We start from the raw sequence: 22883 nt of genomic DNA, 5'->3' as shown, positions 1-22883 counted from the left end.
GACTCACTCAACGGGCGACCCCGTCAAACGCTAGGCTGGCGCACACCAACGCAAGCGTTCAACGAGCTCGTTGCATCCGCCACTTGAAACCGCCTCAGCTGAACCGGTGTGACATTCGTCGGGAAAAGGAGGTGGAACAGGTTTCAGTTGTGCCGTCGAAGGTTTATCGTGACGGTGACCCGGGACACAGCCCATGCGCGCAGTGAGGACGACGAATGACGGACGAGTACGCAGACCTTCACCGCCCCGCCTTCACGGCGGATCTCCTCGTCGCGGCACTCGAACGCAATCTCGACAAGCCGACGCTGTATCTCGGCGACGTGGTACTCACCGGGGCACAGATGCGTGATCAGATCAGCGGATTCGCGCAGGCCCTGGCTTCGCTGGGCGTCGGCGTCGGATCGAGTACGGCGATGCTGTCGAAGAACCGTCCCGAGGTGCTGATCAGCATGGGCGCGACGATGATCTCAGGCTGCCGGGCGAGCGCACTCAACCCGATGGGCTCGCTCGACGATCACGAATACATTCTCGGAGACGCCGAGATCGAGACCCTGATCTTCGATCCGAGGTTCTTCGAGGAACGCGCCGAGGCGCTCGCCGCGTCGTCGCCGTCGTTGAAGAACGTGTTGTCGTTGGGGCCGTCGAAAGTGGGCGTCGACATCCTCGCTCTTGCGGCAACGTTCGAGCCGGGTCCGCTGCGCACTGCCGACGTCGGCCCCGAGGATGCGAGCAGCATGGTGTACACCGGCGGCACGACAGGCAAGCCCAAAGGTGTGATGGGCTCCTACCGCTCCGGTGCCGCGCTGAATCAGATTCAGATGGCCGAATGGCAGTGGCCGGATCAGCCACGTTTCCTCGTCTGCACACCGCTCTCACATGCCGGTGCCGCGTTCTTCGTTCCCACGTTGCTGCGCGGAGGTGCGCTCGTCGTGCTTCCGGCGTTCGAGCCCGGTGCGGTGCTGGAGGCGATCGAGAAGTACAAGATCTCGGCGACCATGTTGGTGCCGACGATGATTTACATGCTGCTGGACCATCCCGATATGGCGAAGCGCGATGTCTCGAGTCTCGAAACGCTGTTCTACGGAGCCTCCGCGATGTCACCGGCCCGGCTGAAGGAAGGAATCGAGAAGCTCGGACCGGTCTTCTTCCAGTTCTACGGTCAGACCGAATGCGGCATGACGATCTCGGTGCTTCGCAAGGAGGAGCATCTCGCCGACGATCCGGAACGCCTCGCCACCTGCGGGCGCGCCGTCCCCTGGCTGGACGTGAAGCTTCTCGACGACGATCTCCACGAGGTGCCGCAAGGCGAACTCGGCGAGATCTGTGTGCGCGGACCGCTGATCATGAAGGGGTACTGGAACAAGCCGGAGGAGACCGCCGAGGCGTTTCGGGGTGGCTGGCTGCACACCGGTGACGTCGCGCGCCGGGACCGCGAAGGGTTCATGACGATCGTGGACCGCAAGAAGGACATGATCGTCACCGGTGGATTCAATGTCTTTCCACGAGAGATCGAGGACGCGATCTCCTCCCATCCCGCGGTGGGCTCGGTTGCGGTCGTCGGTGTGCCGGACGAGAAGTGGGGCGAGGCAGTGAAGGCATGTGTCGTCCTCCGCTCGGGCCAGAACGTGGATGCGGAAGAACTCGTCGAAAGGGTTCGTGCGGCCAAGGGGTCCGTACACGCTCCGAAATCGGTCGACTTTCTCGACGAACTGCCACTGACGCCACTGGGAAAACTCGACAAGAAGACGCTGCGTGCCCGGTACCGGGAGGGGGCTTCCGCGTAGGGTCGGCCCATGACTGCCGGTAGCGACCCTGACCCGGATCGAGAGGAATCGCCGACTTGGCGTGGGCGGCGAATCGGGCTCGCTGCTGTACTGGCATCGGCCGTAGTGCTCGCTCTGTACACGATCGTGTCGCAGTTCCTCGCGATCGTTCCCAGCGATTGGCTCGGGTGGGCCCTTCGAGTATTTCCCGTGCAGTCGGGCATCGTGTTGATCGGCACCGTGCGCGACGTCCTCGGCGTCTACAACGTTCTCATTGCCGTCGTCGGTCTCGTCCTGGCAGGCGTCGCCTACCGTGCGACTTCGCGGCGGCGCACCGGGACGATAGCCCTGGCCGCTACGAGTGGGGTCGGGTTGTTGTGCGCCGTGGTGACGACCGCGATGCTCGCAGCGACGGCACAAGGCTACGGTGCGTCGCCGTTCCTTCCCACCGTTCCGTTGGCCGGCGACCGCGGGACACCGGACCGAACAGTGACATTCGGCAGCCCGGACGGTGTCGATCTCGCAGCCGACCTCTACCTCCCGGCGGGCAGCGACCGGAGGCCACACCCGGTTGTTGTCAGCATCCACGGCGGCGGATTCTCGGCCGGCAACAAAGGCCCCAACGCATACAACCGATTCCTCGCCGACAACGGATACGCAGTCGTCGACATCGACTACCGCCTCGCCACCGAGGATTTCCACAACTGGGACTCCCAGGTCGACGATGTCGGGTGCGCGCTCACTTGGCTCACAGCGAACGCCGACGAGTACGGGTTCGACCTCGATCGGGTCGCGGCGTTCGGGGCATCCTCGGGCGGCAACCTCGCGATCGATGCCGCGTTCATGGCGGCCAACGGAACCTTGAAGCCAACCTGCGGTGATTCGGCAGATCTTCCCACCGTACGGGCTGTCGCGGCGGCCTACCCGGCCGTGGATCTCGTCGCACTGCAGGAGGATTCGAGGTACGGCGAACGGATCGGGGATCTGTACGTCGGGGGACCACCTCAGGAGTTCCCCGAGCGCTACCGTGTCGCGAGTTCTGCCGAACACGTCAGCGAGCAGTCACCACCCACACTGATCTGGCAGGGCAGCCGCGACCACATAGTCTTTCCGGGGCCCGTCCGAGAGTTCGCGGACGAACTGACACGACGCGCAGTGCCCAACCGATACATCGAACTTCCCGGCATGGAGCACGGGACAGGAGACTCGTCGGCAGCCGTCACCTACGGTACTGCTGCGGCGCGCGCCCAGATGCTCGCCTGGTTCGACGAGCATCTGGGCTGACGTTCCGGGGCCTATTGGGTGGCGCCAGCCCAGGTGTCCGGGCCGAACACCTCGTAATGGATGTTCTCGGCGGGGACGTTGCGTTCGAGCAGAGACTGCTTGAGCGACAGCATGAAAGGCAGCGGCCCGCACAGGTACGCGCGAGTATTCGGGTCGAGGGCGATTTCGGAGAGGTCGGCGCGGCCTTCGCGCGCCGAACCCAGGTGATCGCGCGCTCCCAGATCCTCGTACCACTGATGAACCTCGGCCGACGGGATGCGTTCGACCAACTGCTTCAGCTCGATGCGGTGCGCATGATGCGCGGCCGACCGATCGGCGTGCAGGACGGCGACCTTGCGGGAATCGTTGGTCTCCGCGAGGTGATCGAGGATGCCGATCATCGGAGTGCACCCGATACCGGCAGACGCGAGCAACAGCGGTCCACCGTCGTCGACCAGCACGAGGTCACCGAACGGCAGGCTGACTGTGAGTTCGTCACCTTCGAACACGTTGTCGTAGAGGTAGTTCGAAACCTCGCCTGCAGGCTCGCCGGCCTCCGACCTCTCTGTGATCCGCTTGACCGTCACACGCCAATCGCCGTGTGCCGGGGCCGAGGACAGACTGTACTGGCGGATCTGCCGGGCACCGTCGGGGAGCGTGATCGCCACCGAGACGTACTGGCCGGGGGAGAACGCAGGCAGCGGCTGCCCATCGGCGGACGTGAGCACGAAGGACACCGAATCCGCGGACTGGTAGGTGCGCTGCTGCACCTTCACCGAGCGCCACACGTCACCGGGCTTCACACCGGCCTTCTCGTACAGCCCCGCCTCCATGGCGATCAGTGTGTTGGCCATCAGCCAGTACACCTCGTCCCACGCGGCCGCGACCTCTGCGGTCACCGCATCACCGAGGATCTCGACTATCGCCTCGAACAGGTACTTGTGCACGATCCAGTACGCGTCCGGCTCGATGCCGAGAGAAGCGTGCTTGTTCGCGATCCGGGACAGGATCGCGTCGACCTTCGCCTGGTCCGGCTCGAGCTGCAGCGTGGCGAAGGCCGCGATGGAACCGGCGAGGGCCTTCTGCTGCTCACCCTGCTTCTGATTTCCACGGTTGAACAGATCGCGTTCGAGCTCGGGGTGAGCTGCGAAGAGCCTGCGATAGAACAGGGGCGTGATGTCTCCGATCGCACCCCCCACCGCGGGGAGCGTCGCCTCGATCACTTCTCTGGACTTGTCCGACAGCACAGTGGTTCTCCGTTCGTTCGCAGAATGGTCAGATCTGCTGAGCGTCGGACTCTCGGGCTGGGAGAGGTGCTTCCGGCGTCAGCTTCGAAATGAGAGTTTCGAGTTGGGCATGGGCGAGCTCGGCGTAGTTGCGCATCTCGTCGATGTCCGGCCCGGGCGGGGCCGTGCGCACGTCTTCGGCCTTGTCCTTGGCCGAGTCTTCGGTCTTCGCGGCGAACTCGCTCTGGGCTTTGTTCAGGCTTTCCGCGCGAGCTCCGAGTTCCCGTGCGTTGAGCAGGATCTCCTGAAACTGGCGCCGCGCACTCGTCACCAGCTCCTGCGCGTATCGGTCGGCCTCCGCGATCGTCTGATCGGCGGATGCCTGTGCCTGGCTCAGGAGGTTGACCGCGCGCGGGTCGATGCCGTCGCCGCCGTTGCTCTGCGCTGCATCGCGGAGGTGCTGTACCTGGCGGCGTGCGTCGTCGCGTTCACGACGAACCACGGCGAGCTCGGCTGCCGCCCCCGCATTCGGCCCCTGTGCGGCCTGAGCGTTTCGCGCGAGCTGTCCCTCGAGATACCGGACCCGTTGCCGCAGTTCAGCAACCGCTTGGCTATCGGGTTCGGGAGTTGGCTGGCGAGTTGACGCCTGCACCCCGTCGAGCGTGCGCGCCACCTCGTCGAGGAAGTCGTCCACCTCGGCCATGTCGTAGCCCTGCTTGAGCCTCGACGCGTGCGAGAACACGGCATTGCGAACGTTGTCGGCACTTAACGCCACGTGAGTACCTCGGTTGGTCGTTGTGTAGCGGTTGCGGAGTCGGGCGAGAAGTCCTCATGACGAATGGCGTCGGGGTCGAGGCCCGTGCGGACGAGCTCCCCGACCGAGTGCCGAACCATTCCTTTCGAGCCGCAAACCAGGGCGGTGTAGCCCTCCCACCAGTACATTTCGGCTGCAACCGTGCCCACGAGGCCACGGTGACCGGTGTAGGTCGGGTCGTCCGACACCACCGGTATGTAGGTGAACCAGGGACGAGAGTTCATGTGCGTCAGGTAGGCGTGGTCGTACAGATTCGGCCGGTAACGGACGCCGTGGAACAACAGAACGTTCGGAGCGCCGCCGGACGTGCCCCATCGATTGTCGAGTTCTTCCACCACGGCACGCAGCGGCGCGAGGCCGGTGCCACCGGCCACCATGAGCAGGTTTCCGCTGTGCTCGGCGTCGAGGGTCAGCTTCTTTCCGACCGGCGAGCCGAGCCTGATCCGGTCACCGGGCCGCATGTTCCGTGCCAACTCCGGACTGACCTGACCACCGGGAACGATCTCGACGTGGAGTTCGATCGTGCGATCGTCACGCGGGGCATTGGCCGGACTGAAGTACCGCCACGTGCGCGGCCGCTGCGGAACCTCCACGGCCATCGACTGTCCCGCTTCGAACGGGTACGGCCGGTCGGTGCGCACTTCGAGGAGAGTGATATCGAGGCTGTGACGCTTCACAGCGGTGACCTCGGCGTCCCACCACGGAGGTGACGTCTGCTCCGAGGCCTGCGCGGCGGCAAGCATGATCTGGGCGACGGCGCCGTAGGCGGCTTCCCACTCGGCGGCGAGCTCCGAGGTCCATGCGGGACCGAGAAAATGGGCGAGAGTGGCGAGAAGCGAAGCGCCCGCAGCAGGGTAATGCGCTGCGACGACCCCGAATCGGCGATGCTCACGACCCAGCTGTTCGAGGTAAGAGGGATCGGTGGGCAGATTGTCCACGTCCGCGATGATCCGCCCCAGCGCTGTGAAGAAGCGGTCTCGCTGCGTAGCCATCACCAGTGGGAACATGTCTCGCACTTCGGGGTGCGAAAGGAACAGGTGCGAGTAGAAGTACTGACTGGCCGCGTCGCCTACCTCGACGACCTCGGCCCAACTTTCCTGCAGCGCTGCGCTGTTCATGTTGCGCCTAGGGGCATTGCTCGTACCTTTCACTCCCGCGGCACCGTCACGCCGCCCCGAGAGTTAATCGGTAACGCTCTCCGTTCGCAAGTTGTGCAATTTCAGGACACTCACGATTTGCATTGAGCCACAACACAGCAACAGACCCGAAGTCGGGGTCGATTCGACCGGTGGACCGTCAGTAGGGGTCGTAGAGAATGTTCTCCTCCGGGGTGCCCGTCGCATGGAGGCGATCGAGGGTTGCCCGGACCATCGCCGCCGAGCCGCAGACGAGCACCTGATGGTCGACGAACGCACCGTACGAGGTGACCACATCGGGCAGTGTGCCCTCGATCAGATCGTCGACCCCGAAGCCGATGTCCGAGCGAACCGACTCGTACCACTCGTCACCCCATTCTGGGTCGTACACCGACTCTACGACCGGGATCACCGTGAGCCACGGAAGGTCTCGAAGAAGCAGATACAGCATGTCCGACGCGTACAGGTCACGCGGCGTGCGGTCACCGATGAAGAGGAACACCTTCGGTGGGTTCTCGCGCCGGGAAAGGTCCAACAGGATCGAGCGAAAAGGTGCAAGACCGGTGCCGCCTGCGATCATCACGACGTCACGGCCACTGTCGTCCACCGACATCGCCCCGCGCGGGTCCATGATCTGCCACGTGTCACCCGGTGCGGTGTCGGCGACGATCGTGCCGCTGACCCACCCTCCGGGAACCGAGCGCACGTGGAACTCGAGCTTGCCGTCCAAAGAGGGAGGCAGCGCCGGCGACAACCTGCGAAGCAGGCGGGGGTTCTGCGGAACGCTCACGTCCACGTACTGCCCCGGTTCGAAGGGGACATGGTCACCGACGAGGCGAACCACCGCAAGATCGTGTCGCAGCCGATGGTGCTCGACCACCGTTGCCGTCCAGGTGGACTCCATTGTTCGATACTCCCGACTGTCGAAAACTGGCTCGGATCACACGAGCGGATCGTGGCTGATGATGTCCAAGGGGGTGCCGCCACCCTGCAACGAGTACACGGTGGTCTTGATCATCGCCGGCGAACCGGAGATCTGGATCTGGCGGTCCGCCCACGAGCCGAACTGCGCGACGACCTTGCCGAGCGGTCCGCGCAATCGTTGATGCATCCCTGAGGGCGGCTGTGCTTCCTGCGCTGTGTGCCACCAGGGGTTCTCGTTCTCTTCCGAGACGGGCACCACGGTCAACCACGGATTACTGAGCGAGAGTTGCCACAGCGTCTCCAGGTCGTACAGATCGCACGGGAACCTGCCGCCCACGAAGAAGTGGACACGCGGATTCTGTGACCGCATCGCCATTTCCATGATCTGTGCACGCAGCGGTGCAATGCCCGTCCCCGAGCCGATCATCAGGACGTCGCGGTCGGACGATCTGTCGACCTCCAAGCCGCCCAGGGGTGAACTGAGCAGCCAGCGGTCGCCGACCTGTGTCTCCGACACGATTCCCGGGCTGACCCAACCGCCCGACACCCGGCGAACGTGGAACTCGAGCTGGCCGTCCGGGTTGGTCGGAATCGCGGGTGACAGATACCGCCACATACGGGGACGCTGTGGAACCTGGACGCCGAGGTACTGCCCGGCTCCGTAGGGGATCGGGGTGTCGCATTCGAGCCGCACCACGGCCAGGTCGTCGAGCTTGCGTTCGTGGCTGACGACGGTGGCACCCCACACGGCCGGAGTGTCGTCGTTGTCCGCGGCATCCGCCATTGTCTCGGCTATCGCGGATGCGAGATCGCGCCACGCGACGGTGAGCGACGGCGTCCAGATCGCCTCGGTGAAGGCGCGATGGGCGGCGATGACGAGTGGGTTCACGATCGATCGGTAGTGATGGCCTTCGACACCGAACTTGCGATGGTCGCGGCCGAGTTGGGCGAGAAACGATTCCAGCCGTTCCGGATCGTCCAGGCTCGTGACGGCGAACTCGACCGCGCGGAAGAAGCGCTCACCCTGCCTGTCCATCGAAGCGGGAAAAAGCGAACGGTAGTGCGGGTTCTCCGCGAAGAGGGTGCCGTAGAAGTGCGTGGAGAGCAGCCCGGGCCCGTGGGAAGTCGATCGTATCGAGGCGAAGCTGGCCCGCAGTCGTGCGATCGTCGCTTCGTCCAATGCCCGGATCAATCCGTGCTCCCCCTGTCGTCGATCGCCGCGGTTGGTCGCCGAGGTCCATGTCCGCCTGTCGTGCGGCGCCCTCGCGCACCCGCATTCTATCCCGTGTCGGCGCGACACTCGGCTCGAGGATTGTGTGGTGATTCGTCCTGTTGTCGGTGTGAGCACTGGGAATTACCATGAATCGGCACGGGGTGTGGTGCGGATCGGGGTTTCCGTGCACTATTTGTGTGGGCGCGTGCCAAGATGTGCGGGCAGAGATGCCCCGCGGGAGGCGTCGGTATGGAGCGGCCCGGGTCGGGTCGACGGATTCTTCAGGGGGATTCATGGTTTTCGGTGTGCTGGGCAGAGCGAGATCTGCCGCGTGTATTGCGGTCGTGACGCTCGCTGGAATGGCGGTGTGTGGGCCGGTGGCCGCCGCAGACCCGAACAGCTCCGGCCTTGCGTCGGTATCGGAGGTGAAGGCCGCCGCCGAGAAGGCGCCCAACGGATCGAACCTGCGCGAGGCCGAGGAGCACTCCGACCGCCAACTGAACCTCACCGTCCACTCCGCCGCGATGGACAAGGACATCACCGTTCGGGTTGTGCGTCCCAAGCCGGAGACGGCGAAGAAAGGACCGCAGTCGACCGTCTACATGCTCGGCGGGGTCGAGGGAAACTCCGAGAAGTACGGCTGGGAACAGATGACGGACGTGGAGGATTTCTTCGCGGACAAGAACGTCAATCTGGTCATCCCGTTCGGCGGCGAGTCCAGCTACTACACAGACTGGCAGCAAGACGATCCCGAGCTCGGCCGTAACAAGTGGAAGACCTTCCTGACCGAGGAACTCCCACCCATAGTCGACTCGGCATTCGAGACCACGAAGAAGAACGTGCTCATCGGCTTGTCGATGTCGACCACCGCAGTGCTCAACCTCGCGATCGCAGCACCCGACCTGTACGAGGGCGTCGGCGCGTACAGCGGTTGTGCCATGACCAGCGACCCGGTTGCGAGGCGCTTCGTCGAGATCACTGTGTCCGACTTCGGTGGCAACCCGGTCAACATGTGGGGTGGACCCGACGATCCCATGTGGGTTCGCAATGATCCGTACGTCAACGCCGAGAAGCTGCGCGGCACCGCGCTCTACATTTCCTCGGGCACGGGGCTGCCCGGCGAGTTCGACCGCATCGATGCGCCGAAGGTCGCGGGTAATCAGCAGACTCTGGCCACTCGCGTCGTGGTGGGCGGCATTCTCGAAGCGGTCACGAACGAGTGCACCACCCGCATGGCCGACAAGCTGAGTGGACTCGATATCCCCGCCACCGTGAATTTGCGGCCCAACGGAACGCACGTGTGGGAATACTGGCAACAGGACTTGCACGACTCCTGGCCGATACTCGCACGGTCGCTCGAAGATTGATTTCGAAGATTTTCAAAGTTGAGCGGAACAGACTCAACCTTTCGGGCGTTGAACGGGTGTAAGGATCGTTCGGGTACGCCGGTGCACGAACGAGATCACGTTCGACAGCCAGGAGAGGTGACCAGTGGATTCGTTCAACCCGACCACCAAGACTCAGGCCGCGATGACCGTTGCGCTTCAATCGGCGTCGGCATCCGGCAACCCCGACATCAGGCCCGCACATCTACTCGCGGCCCTGCTCGATCAGACCGATGGCATCGCCGCGCCGCTGCTCAAAGCAGTCGGCGTCGATCCCACGGCAGTCCACCGCGAAGCACAGACGCTCGTGGACAAACTCCCCAAGACCAGCGGCGCCACCACCACACCGCAACTCGGTAGGGAGGCACTCGCGGCTCTGACCGCGGCCCAGCATCTGGCCACGGAACTCGACGACGAGTACGTCTCGACCGAGCACCTGATGGTCGGGCTAGCGTCCGGTGATACCGACGTGTCCGCGCTTCTCGCCCGCCATGGCGCGACTCCCGAGGCGCTGCAGGATGCCTTCACCACTGTCCGTGGTAGCGCGCGCGTCACCAGCCCGGATCCCGAAGGCACCTATCAAGCCCTCGAGAAGTACTCCACCGACCTCACCGCAGCTGCACGCGGCGGCAAGCTCGACCCCGTCATCGGACGTGACAACGAGATTCGCCGAGTGGTGCAGGTGCTGAGCCGCAGAACCAAGAACAACCCGGTTCTGATCGGTGAGCCGGGCGTCGGCAAGACGGCCATCGTCGAAGGCCTGGCGCAGCGTATCGTTGCCGGCGACGTCCCCGAGTCGTTGCGCGGCAAGTCCGTCGTGTCACTCGACCTCGGGTCGATGGTCGCGGGTGCCAAGTACCGCGGTGAGTTCGAGGAACGACTCAAGGCGGTCCTGGACGACATCAAGGAATCGGCCGGTGAGGTCATCACGTTCATCGACGAGTTGCACACCATCGTGGGCGCCGGCGCGACCGGTGAATCGGCGATGGACGCCGGCAACATGATCAAGCCGATGCTCGCTCGCGGTGAACTTCGTCTCGTCGGCGCCACCACGCTCGAGGAGTACCGCAAGTACATCGAGAAGGATGCTGCGCTCGAACGCCGATTCCAGCAGGTACTTGTCGGCGAACCGTCCGTGGAGGACACCGTCGGAATCCTGCGCGGACTCAAGGAGCGGTACGAAGTACACCACGGTGTGCGCATCACCGACTCTGCGCTGGTGTCGGCGGCAACCCTCAGTGACCGCTACATCACCTCACGGTTCCTACCCGACAAAGCCATCGACCTCGTCGACGAAGCCGCGTCCCGGCTTCGGATGGAAATCGACTCGAGGCCCGAGGAGATCGATTCCGTCGAACGGATCGTGCGCCGGCTCGAGATCGAAGAGGTGGCCCTGCAGAAGGAGCAGGACGCCGCATCGCAGGAGCGGCTCGAAAAGTTGCGCCAGGAGCTGGCCGACGAACGCGAGAAACTGAGCCAACTCACCACCCGCTGGCAGAACGAGAAGCAGGCCATCGACTCGGTCCGCGGAATCAAGGAACAGCTCGAGAACCTGCGCGGCGAGTCCGACCGCGCCGAACGCGACGGTGACCTGGGCAAGGCCGCCGAGTTGCGGTATGGCCGAATCCCGCAGCTCGAGAAGGAGCTGGCGCAGGCGGCAGAAGAATCGGGCACGGCCTCCGACGGCGACGTGATGCTCAAGGAAGAAGTCGGACCCGACGACGTCGCCGACGTCGTTGCAGCCTGGACCGGCATTCCGGCCGGCCGGATGATGGAGGGCGAAACCGCGAAGCTGCTGCGCATGGAAGACGAACTCGGACAGCGAGTCGTCGGCCAGCACGAGGCGGTACAGGCGGTGTCGGATGCGGTGCGCCGGGCGCGTGCCGGGGTCGCCGATCCCAACCGCCCGACCGGTTCCTTCCTGTTCCTCGGTCCGACCGGTGTCGGTAAGACCGAACTCGCGAAGGCACTCGCCGATTTCATGTTCGACGACGAGCGCGCGATGGTTCGTATCGACATGTCCGAGTACAGCGAGAAGCACTCGGTGGCGCGGCTCGTCGGCGCGCCTCCCGGCTATGTCGGCTACGAGGCCGGCGGCCAGCTGACCGAGGCGGTACGTCGCCGCCCGTACACGGTAGTGCTGTTCGACGAGGTCGAGAAGGCGCACCCGGACGTGTTCGACATCCTGCTCGCTGTCCTCGACGAGGGCAGGCTCACGGACGGACAAGGTCGCACGGTCGACTTCCGCAACACCGTCCTCATCCTCACATCGAACCTGGGTGCGGGCGGAACCCGTGAACAGGTGATGGAGGTGGTGCGGCACACGTTCAAGCCCGAGTTCGTCAACAGGCTCGACGATGTGGTCGTGTTCGATCCGCTGTCGGAGGAGCAGCTCGAATCGATCGTCGACATCCAGCTGGCTCAACTGTCGAAGCGTTTGGAGACGCGGCGCCTGACGCTCGACGTGTCCGACCCGGCCCGAGCGTGGCTCGCGGCCCGCGGTTACGACCCGCTGTACGGTGCCAGACCACTGCGCAGGCTGGTGCAGCAGGCCATCGGTGACCAGCTCGCGAAGCTTCTGCTGGCCGGTGACGTGAAGGACGGCGACACGGTGAAGGTCGGGGTCGCCGAAGACGGCGAACGCCTGGTCCTCGCATAGTTTGGAGGCAGTCCGGCGCCGACGAGAATCGTCGGCGCCGGTTCGCGTTCGTGCGCCCGGCTGTCTTCACAGGGATGTCTTAACTATCGTCTCTACGCTGACAGCGGCGATCGTGCGTACCTACAGCAGTAAGGGAGGGGAACAATGACGAACCCCGACGATCCGCGCACTCCTCAGGAGCGTGCCTACGACCCCGGCGAAACAGGTGACAGCCCGACCGAATACGTCGAGCAGCCCACGCAGCACTTCGAGCAGCCCACGCAGCACTTCGAGCAGCCCACGCAGCACTTCGAGCAGCCCACGCAGAACCTGGAACAGCCGACGCAGCAGTTCTCGACGTCGGATCCCACGCAGGCGTACGGGCAGGCCTACAGCCAGGCGTATCAGGCGCCGCAGCAGCCGTACCCGGGGGCGCCGCAGAACATGAACCAGACGCAGGCGTTTCCCGCCTACGATCCGCGCTTCGATCCCCAGGCGCAGCCCAATGCCACCCAGGCGTATCCGCCGTACGGTGGGCCGCCCGGGCAGCCGCCGTACGACGCGCCCCCGCAGTCGCCCGAGGAGCCACCAGAGGACGAGAAGAAGGGTGGCCTCGGCAAATGGATCGCGCTCGCCGCGGGAGCCTTCGTCCTCATCATCGTCGTGCTCTTCGGGATCTCGGTGATGGGTTCGGGTGGTGACAATTCGTCGACGACAGCGGCACCGCCCACCACCTCGCAGCAGCAGGCCCCGACCACGACACCGTCGCCGACGCCATCCGAGAGCGAAGAGTCGACGGCGCCGGAGAGTTCGCCGCTCGAGCAGGTTCCGGGTGGTATCGGTGAGGCGCTCGGCGGATTGGGCACCACCATGGGCACCGTCAGTGCCAACGAAGGTGGCACCCTCACTCTCGACGGGATCGGTGGTTCGGCGGTCACCGTCGTCACCACCCCGGAGACGCGGGTGATCGGCCTGTCCGGTGGCGAAGTTGCGGACGTGAAGCCCGGTGACCGGGTCGTCGTACAGGGCACCGAAGTCGAGAACGGCACGATGACTGCGGACATGATCCTCAACAGTGCGATTCGCGGCAGCGGCGGAAACTAGCCCACCCCCGACGAATGTCACACCGGTTCGCGTGAGCTGAACCCGTGTGACATCGGTCAGGGAAAAAGGGGCGAATCCTGCGGCGTGGACTACGGCCGCGCGATTCGAACCGCTAGGCTGATCACCGATGACGGGAATGTGGTTTCTACTCGCGCTGATAGCACTCTTCGGCGCATGTGCGCTGCTCTATTTCGATAGGTCGCGGCGGGACCAAACAGGTCGAGTACGTCAGATCTGGGCCAAGGCTCAGGGCTACAAGTACACCGAGACGGAGCCGCAGCTCCCCGGGCAGTACCACCGAGCCGTGATGGCCAAGCAGGAATACCTCGACGCCATCGACGTCGTGCGGGGTGAGCGCCGAGGCGAATCGTTCGTACTGTTCGACCTCGAAGACACGGCCACCATCGTCGCTGTGAAGCGTGATGTCGGTTCCGACGTGGACATCGATCTGCGTCTCAAGTCCACACCCCCGCCCAAGGATTCCGACCTGGAACTGCTCGGTGCGATGGGCCCGCGGGTGGTGTTCGCGACGGACCTCGAGATTGCGCGTCGCGTGTGCGACCAGCGGATGGTGGCGTTCACCGAATCCGTTCCCCCGCATGTCAACATGCTGTGGAGCGAGGGTGCGTGGACACTCGGTTCCCTCCCCATCGGCAGCTCTGGCCGCGAATGGGACTCGGCGATCGAGACGGTTGCCCGACTCTCCGGAATCCTGCACGTCCTGCCGCCCACCGCCGGTCGTGGCGATTTCGATCGCGATCACCACGATCCGGGTCGACCTCATCCGCGCGATGACGACCGCCCGGTTCGTGGACGTCAGGCGGTTGCTCAGCCGGTCGGAGGCCGTCGGCCCACCGGGCGCCCGCCGATGTCCGGTCGTCCCGGCGAAGATCGAAGGTAGCGGTGTCGGCAGTGGAAGGTCGTCCGGTCGCATTCGTCACCGGCCCCACGTCCGGACTCGGCGCCGGCTTCGCCCGCACTTTCGCGTCGCTGGGTTACGACTTGGTACTTGTCGCACGTGACGAGGTTCGGATGCAGGAACTCGCACTGGACCTGAAATCCCGGTTCGGGACGGATTCGCAGATCATCGCGGCGGATCTCGCGACCGAGGAAGGCCGCGAGGCGGCGTCGTCACGGTTGCGCGACGGTGTGAACGTTCTGGTCAACAACGCCGGGTTCGGTGTTTCCGGCGAATTCTGGACCGCCGACCCGAAGGTGCTGCAATCGCAACTCGACGTCAACGTCACGGCGGTGATGCAGCTGACGCGGGAAGCGTTGCCCGCGATGGTCGCTGCGGCCGACGGCGCGGTGATCAACGTCGCCAGCGTCGCAGGCCTCCTGCCCGGCCGGGGTTCGACCTACTCGGCGAGCAAGGCGTACGTCATCTCGTTCACTCAGGGTTTGTCCGGGGGACTCGCGGGCACCGGCGTTCGAGTCCAGGCGCTGTGTCCCGGATTCGTCCGGACCGAGTTTCACGAGCGAGCCGGTATCGAGATGAGTTCCATGCCCGGTGTGATGTGGCTGAACGTGGAGCAGGTGGTTTCGGCTTCGCTGTCCGATCTCAGATCCGGCAAGGTCCTGAGCGTTCCGGGCATCCAGTACAAGGTGCTGACGACACTGGGCAGGCTCGTTCCGCAGAGTCTGGTGCGGCGCCTCAACAACCTGGTCGGCCGGGGCCGTGGCAGAACCTGACTGTCGGTAGGCTCGACGCTCATGAGCGATCGCGAGAAACTGGCCGGATTGGTACGCGAGCTGGCTGTGGTGCACGGCCGGGTGACGCTGTCTTCGGGTAAGGAAGCCGACTACTACGTCGATCTGCGACGTGCCACTTTGCACAACGAGGCCGGACCGCTCATCGGCAAGCTCCTGCGCGAGTTGGTATCGGATTGGGATTTCGACGCTGTCGGTGGTCTGACGATGGGTGCCGACCCGGTGGCGCTCGCAGTGATGCACGCGTCCGGACGCCCGATCGACTCGTTCGTTGTTCGCAAGGCCGCGAAAGCGCACGGTATGCAACGGCAGATCGAAGGCCCGGACGTCACGGGCAAGCGGGTTCTGGTCGTGGAAGACACGACGACTACCGGCAATTCGCCGCTCACCGCAGTGAAGGCGCTTCGCGGCGCCGGCGCGACGGTCGTGGGTGTTGCCACCGTCGTCGACCGGGCGACCGGTGCCGACGAGGTCATTGCTGCCGAGGGCGTGGAATACCGTTCTTTGCTGGGACTGTCCGACCTCGGACTGGACTAGCCGTCAGGCGCCCTCGGCGCGTATCGGATCGGTGGGACTGAGTGTGAGAGCGGCGATGACGATACCGACCACGACGCCGACGAGTGTGTCCGCGGCGCGGTCGAATGCGACATCGGACGTGATGTCGGCACCGAGGGCGACGAACAGCACGGTGCCCGCTCCCAACACCATGGACGTCACGGCGTACTGCCGGGGCGCCCACAGTTCGGCGAGGATCAGAAGGACGACGATCCCGATCACCAGGTGCCAGTAAAGCGGTCCGGCGGCCAGGAAGGCGATGGCCAGGAGCGCGCCGACGAGATTGCCGATCGCTCGTTGGATGCCCCTTTCAACGGTGTGGGCGAAGCTCAGGCCCTGTAGGGCGGCCACCGCACCGAACATCGCCCACATCGGATGCGCGAGGTGCAGCCCCACCGCGGCGTAACTGGAGATCGCGGCCGCGACGGCAGTGCGGATCGCCGATGCGATCGAGGTGGAGGAGATCAGGCGCTCGTGTGCGGTGGTCCACAGTGAGACAGGCGATTCCACGTGTCGAATCCGGACGGTGTCGCTCGGATCGTAATCCGGGATGTCGCAGGTGCGGCGGATCTTGCGTAGTTCGCGTTCGTGCCGAGTCACGGAGCTGATCCGGTGACTTGCCCCGGCCTCGATCCATTCGTCGACTGCCGCGTCCGCCTCGGCCAGTACGGCGGAAAGAGCGCGTCCGTGCTGGGACGTGGGGTGGCTCAGATCGATCGTCGAATGGGCGTGGGCAAGGGCTCCGCGTGCCCCGACGACGGCTTCTTTGCGGGCGGCGACGTCTCTGGATTCCTCGAACTGTTCCAGGCGGGCGACCGCAGCGAGGGCGCGCGCGACGGCCAGCCGTGCGGCTCCCATCGGGTGCAGAATGCGCGGCGCGAGAGCGGCCACCAAACCGAGTGCGGCACCCGCCACGGCTGCGGCCGTCACGACCGGGACGTCGGCCAGGGTGTTGCTCGGTCCTGCCGCGGCGCTCCCGGAGAGCAGCACCACCACGGGGCCCGGCCCGGTGATCTCGAATGCCGTGAACAGGTGGGCGGCGACTCCCGCCCCGACCGAGAAGGTGAGGAGTTGAATCGCGGTCGGTACGTTCGCGGCGCTCATGAACGAGCCGAGAAACACGAATGCCACCGAGATGGCGCCGTAGATCATCAGGCGCGGCGCGAGGAGGGGCATCGGTTGATGGCGGCAGAAGGCGGCGGTGATGGCACCGAGACCCGCGATCGCGCCGAGCATGGGGTGCCCGAGCAGACCTCCGACGACGAGTGCGATCGCCACCCCGGACCCGACTCGGAGGGCGGGCCCGACGGTCGCGTCGGCGGGTCGAACACGCATGGCGTCGCGCCAGGCTCTTCGGGAGACGGAATGTGAAAGTGCCCCGCGTGAGTGCCGAAAGTGGGTTGTCGCGGCGTTCATCGCGGTAGTGGGCATTGGCTTATTTTACAATTAATTCACTAGTAAAATAGATGAGGGGCCTGTGAGATCGGTCGCTAGGGTGAGTGGATGAGCTCGCACCCTGGCCCCGACGAGGACCACGTCGATCGGATGCGTCGCGAATGGGCACATGCTCGCCCGGACCTCGACACCGAACCGATCGAGGTGATGGCCCGAATCACTCGCATCGGAACCCGGGCTCTACATCAACTCGACAGGGCACTCGAACCCCGAGGAGTGTCACGCGCCGAGTTCGATCTCCTGTGCGTTCTCGCTCGTAACGATCGCCCCCTCCGCACCAGCGAAGTCACCGCGGTCACGATGCTCAGCGGTGCATCCACCACCAAACAGGTCGACCGGCTGGTCCGCGAGGGACTCGTTCAGCGCCGCGCGTTCGAGCGTGACGGTCGAGTCGTACTACTGGACCTGACCGAGGCCGGACGTGAACTCGTCGACCAGGAACTACCCGACCGAATAGGCCGAGAAGCCCGGTTTCTCGACGGCCTCGACGAGGACGAACGAAAGACGCTCGCCGCCCTGCTTCGACGTATCTCGGTGAACGTCGAAGCAGGGGAGCGTCACTGGTAGAGCAGACCTCGGTCAGAATCCGGTCGCGATCTGCCCCGGGTTCCACGTTCCGGACCGCACGGCGGTGCCGGTCGTGGGGTCAGCGGGCACGGCACCCGGATCCTTCGGGGAGTACTGCTCGATCTCGCCCCAGTCGCGGTCCCAATCGTTCTCGAGATAGGACGGGATGGTCCGGGAGTTCAGGAGCATCTCGATCCAGCCGAGAGGTCCGCCGCCGGAGTGGTCCTCCCACAGGTTCGTCGATACTGCACCGGCGCGATCCGGGAGGATGCGGTACTCGGGAACCTCTGCGATGCCGTTCCGGTGATTGAACGGACGCTGGCACGGGAACTGCAGGCCGACGGCCCAGTCGAGGAGAACCGGGCTGTCCGAACCGACGACATCGTCGAGACGTTCGGTGACCGGCACACGTGGTGGCGTGAAGGCGAGCCACTGCTCGGGGCTGCGGTCGGTGTCCGAGGCGACGAGACGAACGACGTCTGCTTCCTGGGGTAACTGATCGAGCGGTACCCGCAGGTTTCGCCAGGACGGAGCCGGGCCGATGTCCATCGGGATCGCCGAACCGAGCGAGGTGACTGCAGAATCCGGCTGGCGGACCCCGTACTCGACCTCCAACGGGAGGCCCGGTGTGATGACGCCCTGGCTGTCGATCGACTGAATACGACCGGCGGCCGCGATCGAGATGAGGGCACCGCGCTTGCCGTCGGGGCCGGCCTGCGGCAACTGGTACCAGCCGGAGGTAAGCTGCGCCGAGGTCTGCTCACCGGGAGCGAAGCTGCCCATGACAGGAGTCGTGGCAGGGCTGAGTCCGAACGGGAGAGCCACCGAGCTGCCGTTGATGCCGGTGTTGCCCGAGCCGCCGCCGGTACCGGCCGGGGTGTTGCTCGAAGAGTTGGCGTTGTCCTGGTTCCGCACCGAGTTGGCCGTGCCGGACGTCGTCTCCTCCTTGTCGGCCTCGAGGTCACCGGCGACGCCGTTGGGCGTGAATCCGGTGCTGTCGGCTCCGCCGAGTGCGGTAGCCGGATCACCCGATACCGGTGCCAGCAGCGAGGCGTTGGCGTCCTTCTCGAGCAGGACGTCGTTGGCGAGGCCGCAAGGCTGACCGGTGACGGCGTCGATGTTGGAGCGGGCGATCGAGAAGGCCGGGTACTGGGCAACGGCGCCCTTGGCCATCGACAGCACCTCGAACACCACCATGATCCCGGCCGCGATGGTCAGCGGAGGAATCGCCCAGAACCGAGCGGAGCGCTTCGATTCCACGACCCCCAGCGGTTCGCGGACGTGGTACCAGATCGCGGCGATCAGCAGCAGCACGGTGAGGCCCAGGAAGGCGGAGCCGGCGCTGATACCTGCAACCTCTACCGGTTTGTCGAACCAGGGCACCCCATAGCTCGACACGTACCACCAGCCGTTGACACTCGTGAAGCACATTGCGAGCAGGAAGCTCACGGCTGCGGCGAACAGTGCGCGATTGCGGTGCGAGCGCAACGTGCTCGCGCTGACCGCCACGGTGGCGAGCACCGCCAGTGAACCGGCGAGACCGGCGTACACACCGAAGTGGTGCGTCCACTTGGTGGGTGTGAACATCATCAGGACCATCGCGCCGAGGGTGATCCCCACGATGCGGCGCGAGGGTCCGGTCGACGTGCCCGGTATGCGGCCGCCCTTGCGCATCATCGTCAGGATGCAGACCGCGAGACACAGCACCATCGCGAACACGCCGAACCGCCTGGCCAGTGATCCGTCGACGCTGGCGTTGAACAGCCACTGGTAGCGCAGGTACTCCTCGTACCAGTGCTGATTCGGCCCGGCGATCTCGTGGGCGTGCTGCATCTGGAAGACGGTGGCGAGTCCTTGGTCCGCGAACACCGCGACGAGCACCAGGGTTCCGGATGCGACGAGCGGTAGCAGCAGCGGCCAGTAACCGACGGTGCGGGCCCGCTCCACCACGACCTTCGTCAGCGGTCGGAGACCGGCGACGAGTGCTGCGAAACAGATCAGTCCGGACGGACCGGCGGTGAGCGTGGCGGCGCCGACGAGAATCGCGACGGCCGCGGGGAGCAGACGACGGGTCGCGATAGCCCGCTCGACGGAACACCACGTCAGCAGCACACCGACCGCAACCGCAGGTTCGGGACGCAGACCGTTGTTGTAGGGCAGCCAGAACGCGAGGAACACGAGGCCACCGGTCCACAGTGCGACCTTGCTGGATTTCGCTGCGGCACCCAGTCGAGGCAGTACCTCTCGGCTGATCACCAACCACGCGACGATGCCGCAGATCAGTGCGGGCAGTCGGACCCAGGGGCTCGCCGTCGTCACATGCGCGAGGAGAGCGAAGAAGTCGTAATAGGGGCTACCGAACGGCGCTTCCGGAACACCGAAGTAGCGGAAGTAGTTCGCCATGTAGCCGGCCTCTTCGGAGGCGCGGGCCATCGTGAACTGGTAGCCGTCGTCGGAGGTGGTGGCGCCGATGAAGTGCCACACGACAAGGGTGCCCAGCACGACGACATCGGCGGCGGTGAACGACCACCACCTGGTCGGCAGGAATCGGCGTGACCGGCGTCCGTCGGTGTCGTCGAGGCGGTGCAGGGCGTACAGCGCGACCACCGTCGCGAGTGCGCCCACGACCATCGCCAGGATCTTCCAGACGGTGGGAGAAGTCGTGAACCGGGTGTCGAGTTCGGCGTTCACCTCGAGGCCGTCGGCCTGCCCGATGTCACCGAAGATGCCGACCGTCTGCGGTCGCAGATCGCCGTCGTACCGGCCGACCGGGCGGTCGCTGCCGGTCACCTCAGCGGTCGTGGACGTAGCGTCCGAGTTGATGGCGATCGTGCATCCGGCCGGGAGCTGGTCGAGTGGAACCGACAGGATTGCGTGGTTGCGGAAGATGACCTCCGCGGCACCCGGTGCATCGTCCGATGCGGCCGTCACCTTGGCGACGAATCCGTACCTCTCGGCGTCCGGGGTACCTGCCGGTGAGGTCGAGGCGAGAAGTCCACCGGTCCCTGCGAGCGACTGCACCGACTCGCACGGAATCGTGGCGTCGAAGGTGAGAGGTGCGTACCCGACGAGCGGGGCCTCGACGTTCTGGCCGCCGGTCCAGGTGATGGTGGCGGTGTCCTGCTTCACGGGGAGGAAGGGCACCGACAGCGTCAGCATTATGCCCAGTAACCCGGCGACGATCGCGACGATCCGCATGGATCGGAGCGATCGGCCCCCACCGGGGGTGGCCCCGGGCTTGTGATTCGGACGGTTTCCGGGAGGTGTTTCCGCTCCCACAACGCTGTCGTTCACGACCACGCATGCTAGCCGACTGGTGAGTAGGTACCGGATTCGCGCAGGTAGCGGGATTCAGGTGGTGGTCAGTCGCTGCCGGCGGTGACCGCAGCGGCCTCGTCGGCGCTGTGCGGTGCGGGGTCGTGATCGTCGACATGGGCGAGAACCTTGCGGCCCGTCGAGAGCACCAGCACGGCTACGAGAGTGCAGACCGCGCCCACCCAGAACGGAGCGTGAACGTTCGACTCGCCGAGCTTGCCCGCAAGCCAAGGAGCGGCGGCACCGCCGACGAACCGAACGAAGCTGTATGCCGCGGAGGCGGTCGAGCGTTCGACGGGTGCCGAGATCATGACGGTCTCGGTGATGAGGGTGTTGTTGACCCCGAGGAACAGGCCGGCCAGCACGACGCAGACGATCAGAGTCGGCTTCGAGTTGGTGAAGACGGCCATCGTCGCGAGGTCGGCCGCGAAGAGTGCCAGAGCGGCCATCATCGTGGGAAGTGTGCCGAAGCGCTTCTGCAAGCGAGGGGCGAGGAACACCGAGGACACGGCGAGCGCGAGTCCCCATCCGAAGAAGATGAATCCGATCGCGTACGCACCCATGTCCAGGGGGAACGGGGTGTAGGCGAGGAGGGTGAAGAAGCCGTAGTTGTACAGCAGTGCGGTGATGGCCACGGTCAGGAGGCCGCGGTGGCGGAGGGCCTTGAACGGTGCGGTGATCGACGTCTTGTGCTCGGGCGCGGGTGCGGACGGCAGCAAGATCACGATCAGGATGAATGCGACGGCCATGAGTGCTGCGACCCCGAAGAAGGGGGCGCGCCAGCTGATGTTGCCCAGGACGCCGCCTGCCAGCGGCCCGATCGCGATGCCGATGCCCAGCGCAGCTTCGTACAGGATGATGGCGCGCGCGACTCCGCCGCTGGCGGCGCCGACGATCGCGGCCAAAGCCGTGGCGATGAAGAGTGCGTTGCCGAGGCCCCACCCGGCACGGAACCCGACGATTTCGTTGATGGTTCCGGAGCTGCCGGCGAGAGCGGAGAACACGACGATTATGCCGAGGCCGAGCAGTAGCGTCTTCTTCGCGCCGATGCGGCTGGACACGACGCCGGTGACCAGCATGGCGACGCCGGTGACCAGCATGTAGCTGGTGAACAGCAGTGAGACCTGGGACGGCGACGCGTCGAGTTGTTCGCCGATGGGCTTGAGGATTGGGTCGACGAGGCCGATTCCCATGAAGGCGATGACGCTGGCGAACGCCACCGCCCACACCGCTTTGGGCTGATGCAGGAGGCTCGGCGGGGCCTCGGTCCGATGTTCTTCGACGGTCGTGGTGCTCACGGCCACCTCCTTCGATCCGGTTGTCGGTGGAATGTTCAGGAATTGGGGGTGCCCTGCGCCTGCAGGATCGTTCGAAGTTCGTCGAGTCCTTCGGTGAGTCGTCCGATCTGTGCTTCGTCGAGATGCGCGAAGTGCGGAGTGAGCCGGTCCGCGATCTCGGACCTACCGGAGTCGAGGTATCGACGGCCGGCGTCGGTCAGTGCGACACGTACTGCCCGTGCGTCTTCGGGGTCGGAGCTTCGGGTGACGAGGTCGGCCTCGGTGAGCTTGCCGAGCAGGGCGGTAGCCGTCGGCTGGGAGCAGCGGTCGATCCGCGCGAAGTCGCTGATGCGTAGTTCCTCGTGCTCACTCAGCAGGGAGAGGGCGCGCAGCCACGACCGCGGATGTGCGTCGGTGCCGAACGAGGCGACCAGGCGATTGAACCGATGCGAACTGGAAACGAGTTCGATCAGGAGGTTGCGGAGGTGAGGTTCGGCGGTCGGCACGAACGGTAATGTTACCTAAGCTAACTATTTAT

General features: G+C 65.3%; 18 protein-coding genes. 9 read left to right on the top strand and 9 right to left on the bottom strand.

Features of this window, described 5'->3' with window-relative positions; genetic code table 11:
* Nucleotides 1–215 precede the first annotated feature (215 nt).
* Nucleotides 216–1784: an AMP-binding protein gene (locus tag ACFWO3_RS21170; protein WP_378581487.1), complete on the top strand. Its 1569-nt coding sequence runs from the start codon at nt 216–218 to the stop codon at nt 1782–1784.
* 9 nt (nt 1785–1793) lie between these two features.
* Entirely contained in the window at nt 1794–3047 is a 1254-nt protein-coding gene (locus ACFWO3_RS21165) for an alpha/beta hydrolase fold domain-containing protein (RefSeq protein ID WP_378581485.1), read from the top strand.
* An 11-nt stretch (nt 3048–3058) separates the two neighbouring features.
* Here the strand turns inward: ACFWO3_RS21165 and ACFWO3_RS21160 are convergent, their stop codons facing one another.
* From ACFWO3_RS21160 to ACFWO3_RS21140, 5 genes are all read right to left on the bottom strand, one after another.
* Entirely contained in the window at nt 3059–4273 is a 1215-nt protein-coding gene (locus ACFWO3_RS21160; RefSeq protein ID WP_378581483.1) for a globin domain-containing protein, read from the bottom strand.
* Nucleotides 4274–4301: 28 nt separating this feature from the next.
* On the bottom strand, nt 4302–5027 hold the full coding sequence (locus ACFWO3_RS21155; RefSeq protein WP_378581481.1) for a DivIVA domain-containing protein: 726 nt from the start codon (nt 5025–5027) through the stop codon (nt 4302–4304).
* Complete coding sequence (locus ACFWO3_RS21150) at nt 5018–6184, bottom strand: globin domain-containing protein (RefSeq protein ID WP_378581479.1); 1167 nt, start codon at nt 6182–6184, stop codon at nt 5018–5020. The genes ACFWO3_RS21155 and ACFWO3_RS21150 overlap by 10 nt, the downstream gene beginning before the upstream one ends.
* A gap of 178 nt (nt 6185–6362) precedes the next feature.
* Nucleotides 6363–7106 (bottom strand): FAD-binding oxidoreductase, encoded by a 744-nt coding sequence (locus tag ACFWO3_RS21145; RefSeq protein WP_378581477.1) that lies wholly within the window; start codon nt 7104–7106, stop codon nt 6363–6365.
* A gap of 36 nt (nt 7107–7142) precedes the next feature.
* Entirely contained in the window at nt 7143–8318 is a 1176-nt protein-coding gene (locus ACFWO3_RS21140) for a globin domain-containing protein (protein ID WP_378581475.1), read from the bottom strand.
* A gap of 314 nt (nt 8319–8632) precedes the next feature.
* On the opposite strand from ACFWO3_RS21140, the gene ACFWO3_RS21135 reads away from it, so the two are divergent.
* From ACFWO3_RS21135 to pyrE, 6 genes are all read left to right on the top strand, one after another.
* Complete coding sequence (locus tag ACFWO3_RS21135; protein ID WP_378581474.1) at nt 8633–9706, top strand: alpha/beta hydrolase; 1074 nt, start codon at nt 8633–8635, stop codon at nt 9704–9706.
* Between the two features lie 124 nt (nt 9707–9830).
* Complete coding sequence (gene clpB / locus ACFWO3_RS21130; RefSeq protein WP_378581472.1) at nt 9831–12383, top strand: ATP-dependent chaperone ClpB; 2553 nt, start codon at nt 9831–9833, stop codon at nt 12381–12383.
* A 144-nt stretch (nt 12384–12527) separates the two neighbouring features.
* On the top strand, nt 12528–13466 hold the full coding sequence (locus ACFWO3_RS21125) for a hypothetical protein (RefSeq protein ID WP_378581470.1): 939 nt from the start codon (nt 12528–12530) through the stop codon (nt 13464–13466).
* A gap of 136 nt (nt 13467–13602) precedes the next feature.
* Nucleotides 13603–14367, top strand: a complete 765-nt coding sequence (locus tag ACFWO3_RS21120; RefSeq protein WP_378581488.1) for a hypothetical protein — start codon at nt 13603–13605, stop codon at nt 14365–14367.
* A 2-nt stretch (nt 14368–14369) separates the two neighbouring features.
* On the top strand, nt 14370–15158 hold the full coding sequence (locus ACFWO3_RS21115; RefSeq protein ID WP_378581468.1) for an SDR family NAD(P)-dependent oxidoreductase: 789 nt from the start codon (nt 14370–14372) through the stop codon (nt 15156–15158).
* Between the two features lie 21 nt (nt 15159–15179).
* The gene (gene pyrE, locus ACFWO3_RS21110; RefSeq protein WP_378581466.1) at nt 15180–15713 is read left to right on the top strand and encodes an orotate phosphoribosyltransferase; all 534 of its coding nucleotides are present in this window, start codon (nt 15180–15182) and stop codon (nt 15711–15713) included.
* Nucleotides 15714–15716: 3 nt separating this feature from the next.
* On the opposite strand, the gene ACFWO3_RS21105 is transcribed toward pyrE, so the two are convergent.
* Nucleotides 15717–17066, bottom strand: a complete 1350-nt coding sequence (locus tag ACFWO3_RS21105; protein ID WP_378581464.1) for an FUSC family protein — start codon at nt 17064–17066, stop codon at nt 15717–15719.
* Nucleotides 17067–17234: 168 nt separating this feature from the next.
* On the opposite strand from ACFWO3_RS21105, the gene ACFWO3_RS21100 reads away from it, so the two are divergent.
* On the top strand, nt 17235–17753 hold the full coding sequence (locus ACFWO3_RS21100) for a MarR family winged helix-turn-helix transcriptional regulator (protein ID WP_378581462.1): 519 nt from the start codon (nt 17235–17237) through the stop codon (nt 17751–17753).
* A 12-nt stretch (nt 17754–17765) separates the two neighbouring features.
* Here ACFWO3_RS21100 and ACFWO3_RS21095 read toward each other — a convergent pair whose 3' ends face one another.
* The 3 genes from ACFWO3_RS21095 to ACFWO3_RS21085 form a co-directional block, all read right to left on the bottom strand.
* Nucleotides 17766–21047 (bottom strand): arabinosyltransferase domain-containing protein, encoded by a 3282-nt coding sequence (locus ACFWO3_RS21095; RefSeq protein ID WP_378581460.1) that lies wholly within the window; start codon nt 21045–21047, stop codon nt 17766–17768.
* A gap of 68 nt (nt 21048–21115) precedes the next feature.
* On the bottom strand, nt 21116–22372 hold the full coding sequence (locus ACFWO3_RS21090; protein WP_378581458.1) for an MFS transporter: 1257 nt from the start codon (nt 22370–22372) through the stop codon (nt 21116–21118).
* A 29-nt stretch (nt 22373–22401) separates the two neighbouring features.
* Nucleotides 22402–22851 carry a MarR family winged helix-turn-helix transcriptional regulator gene (locus ACFWO3_RS21085; RefSeq protein ID WP_378581456.1) on the bottom strand — a complete coding sequence of 150 codons (450 nt, stop codon included), beginning with the start codon at nt 22849–22851 and terminating at the stop codon, nt 22402–22404.
* Nucleotides 22852–22883 lie beyond the last annotated feature (32 nt).

The organism is Rhodococcus sp. NPDC058521 (assembly GCF_042719695.1).
Classification (GTDB): Bacteria; Actinomycetota; Actinomycetes; order Mycobacteriales; family Mycobacteriaceae; genus Rhodococcus_F.
Note: the sequence above shows the minus strand (reverse complement) of the source record. Positions and strands in the feature narration are given on the sequence as shown.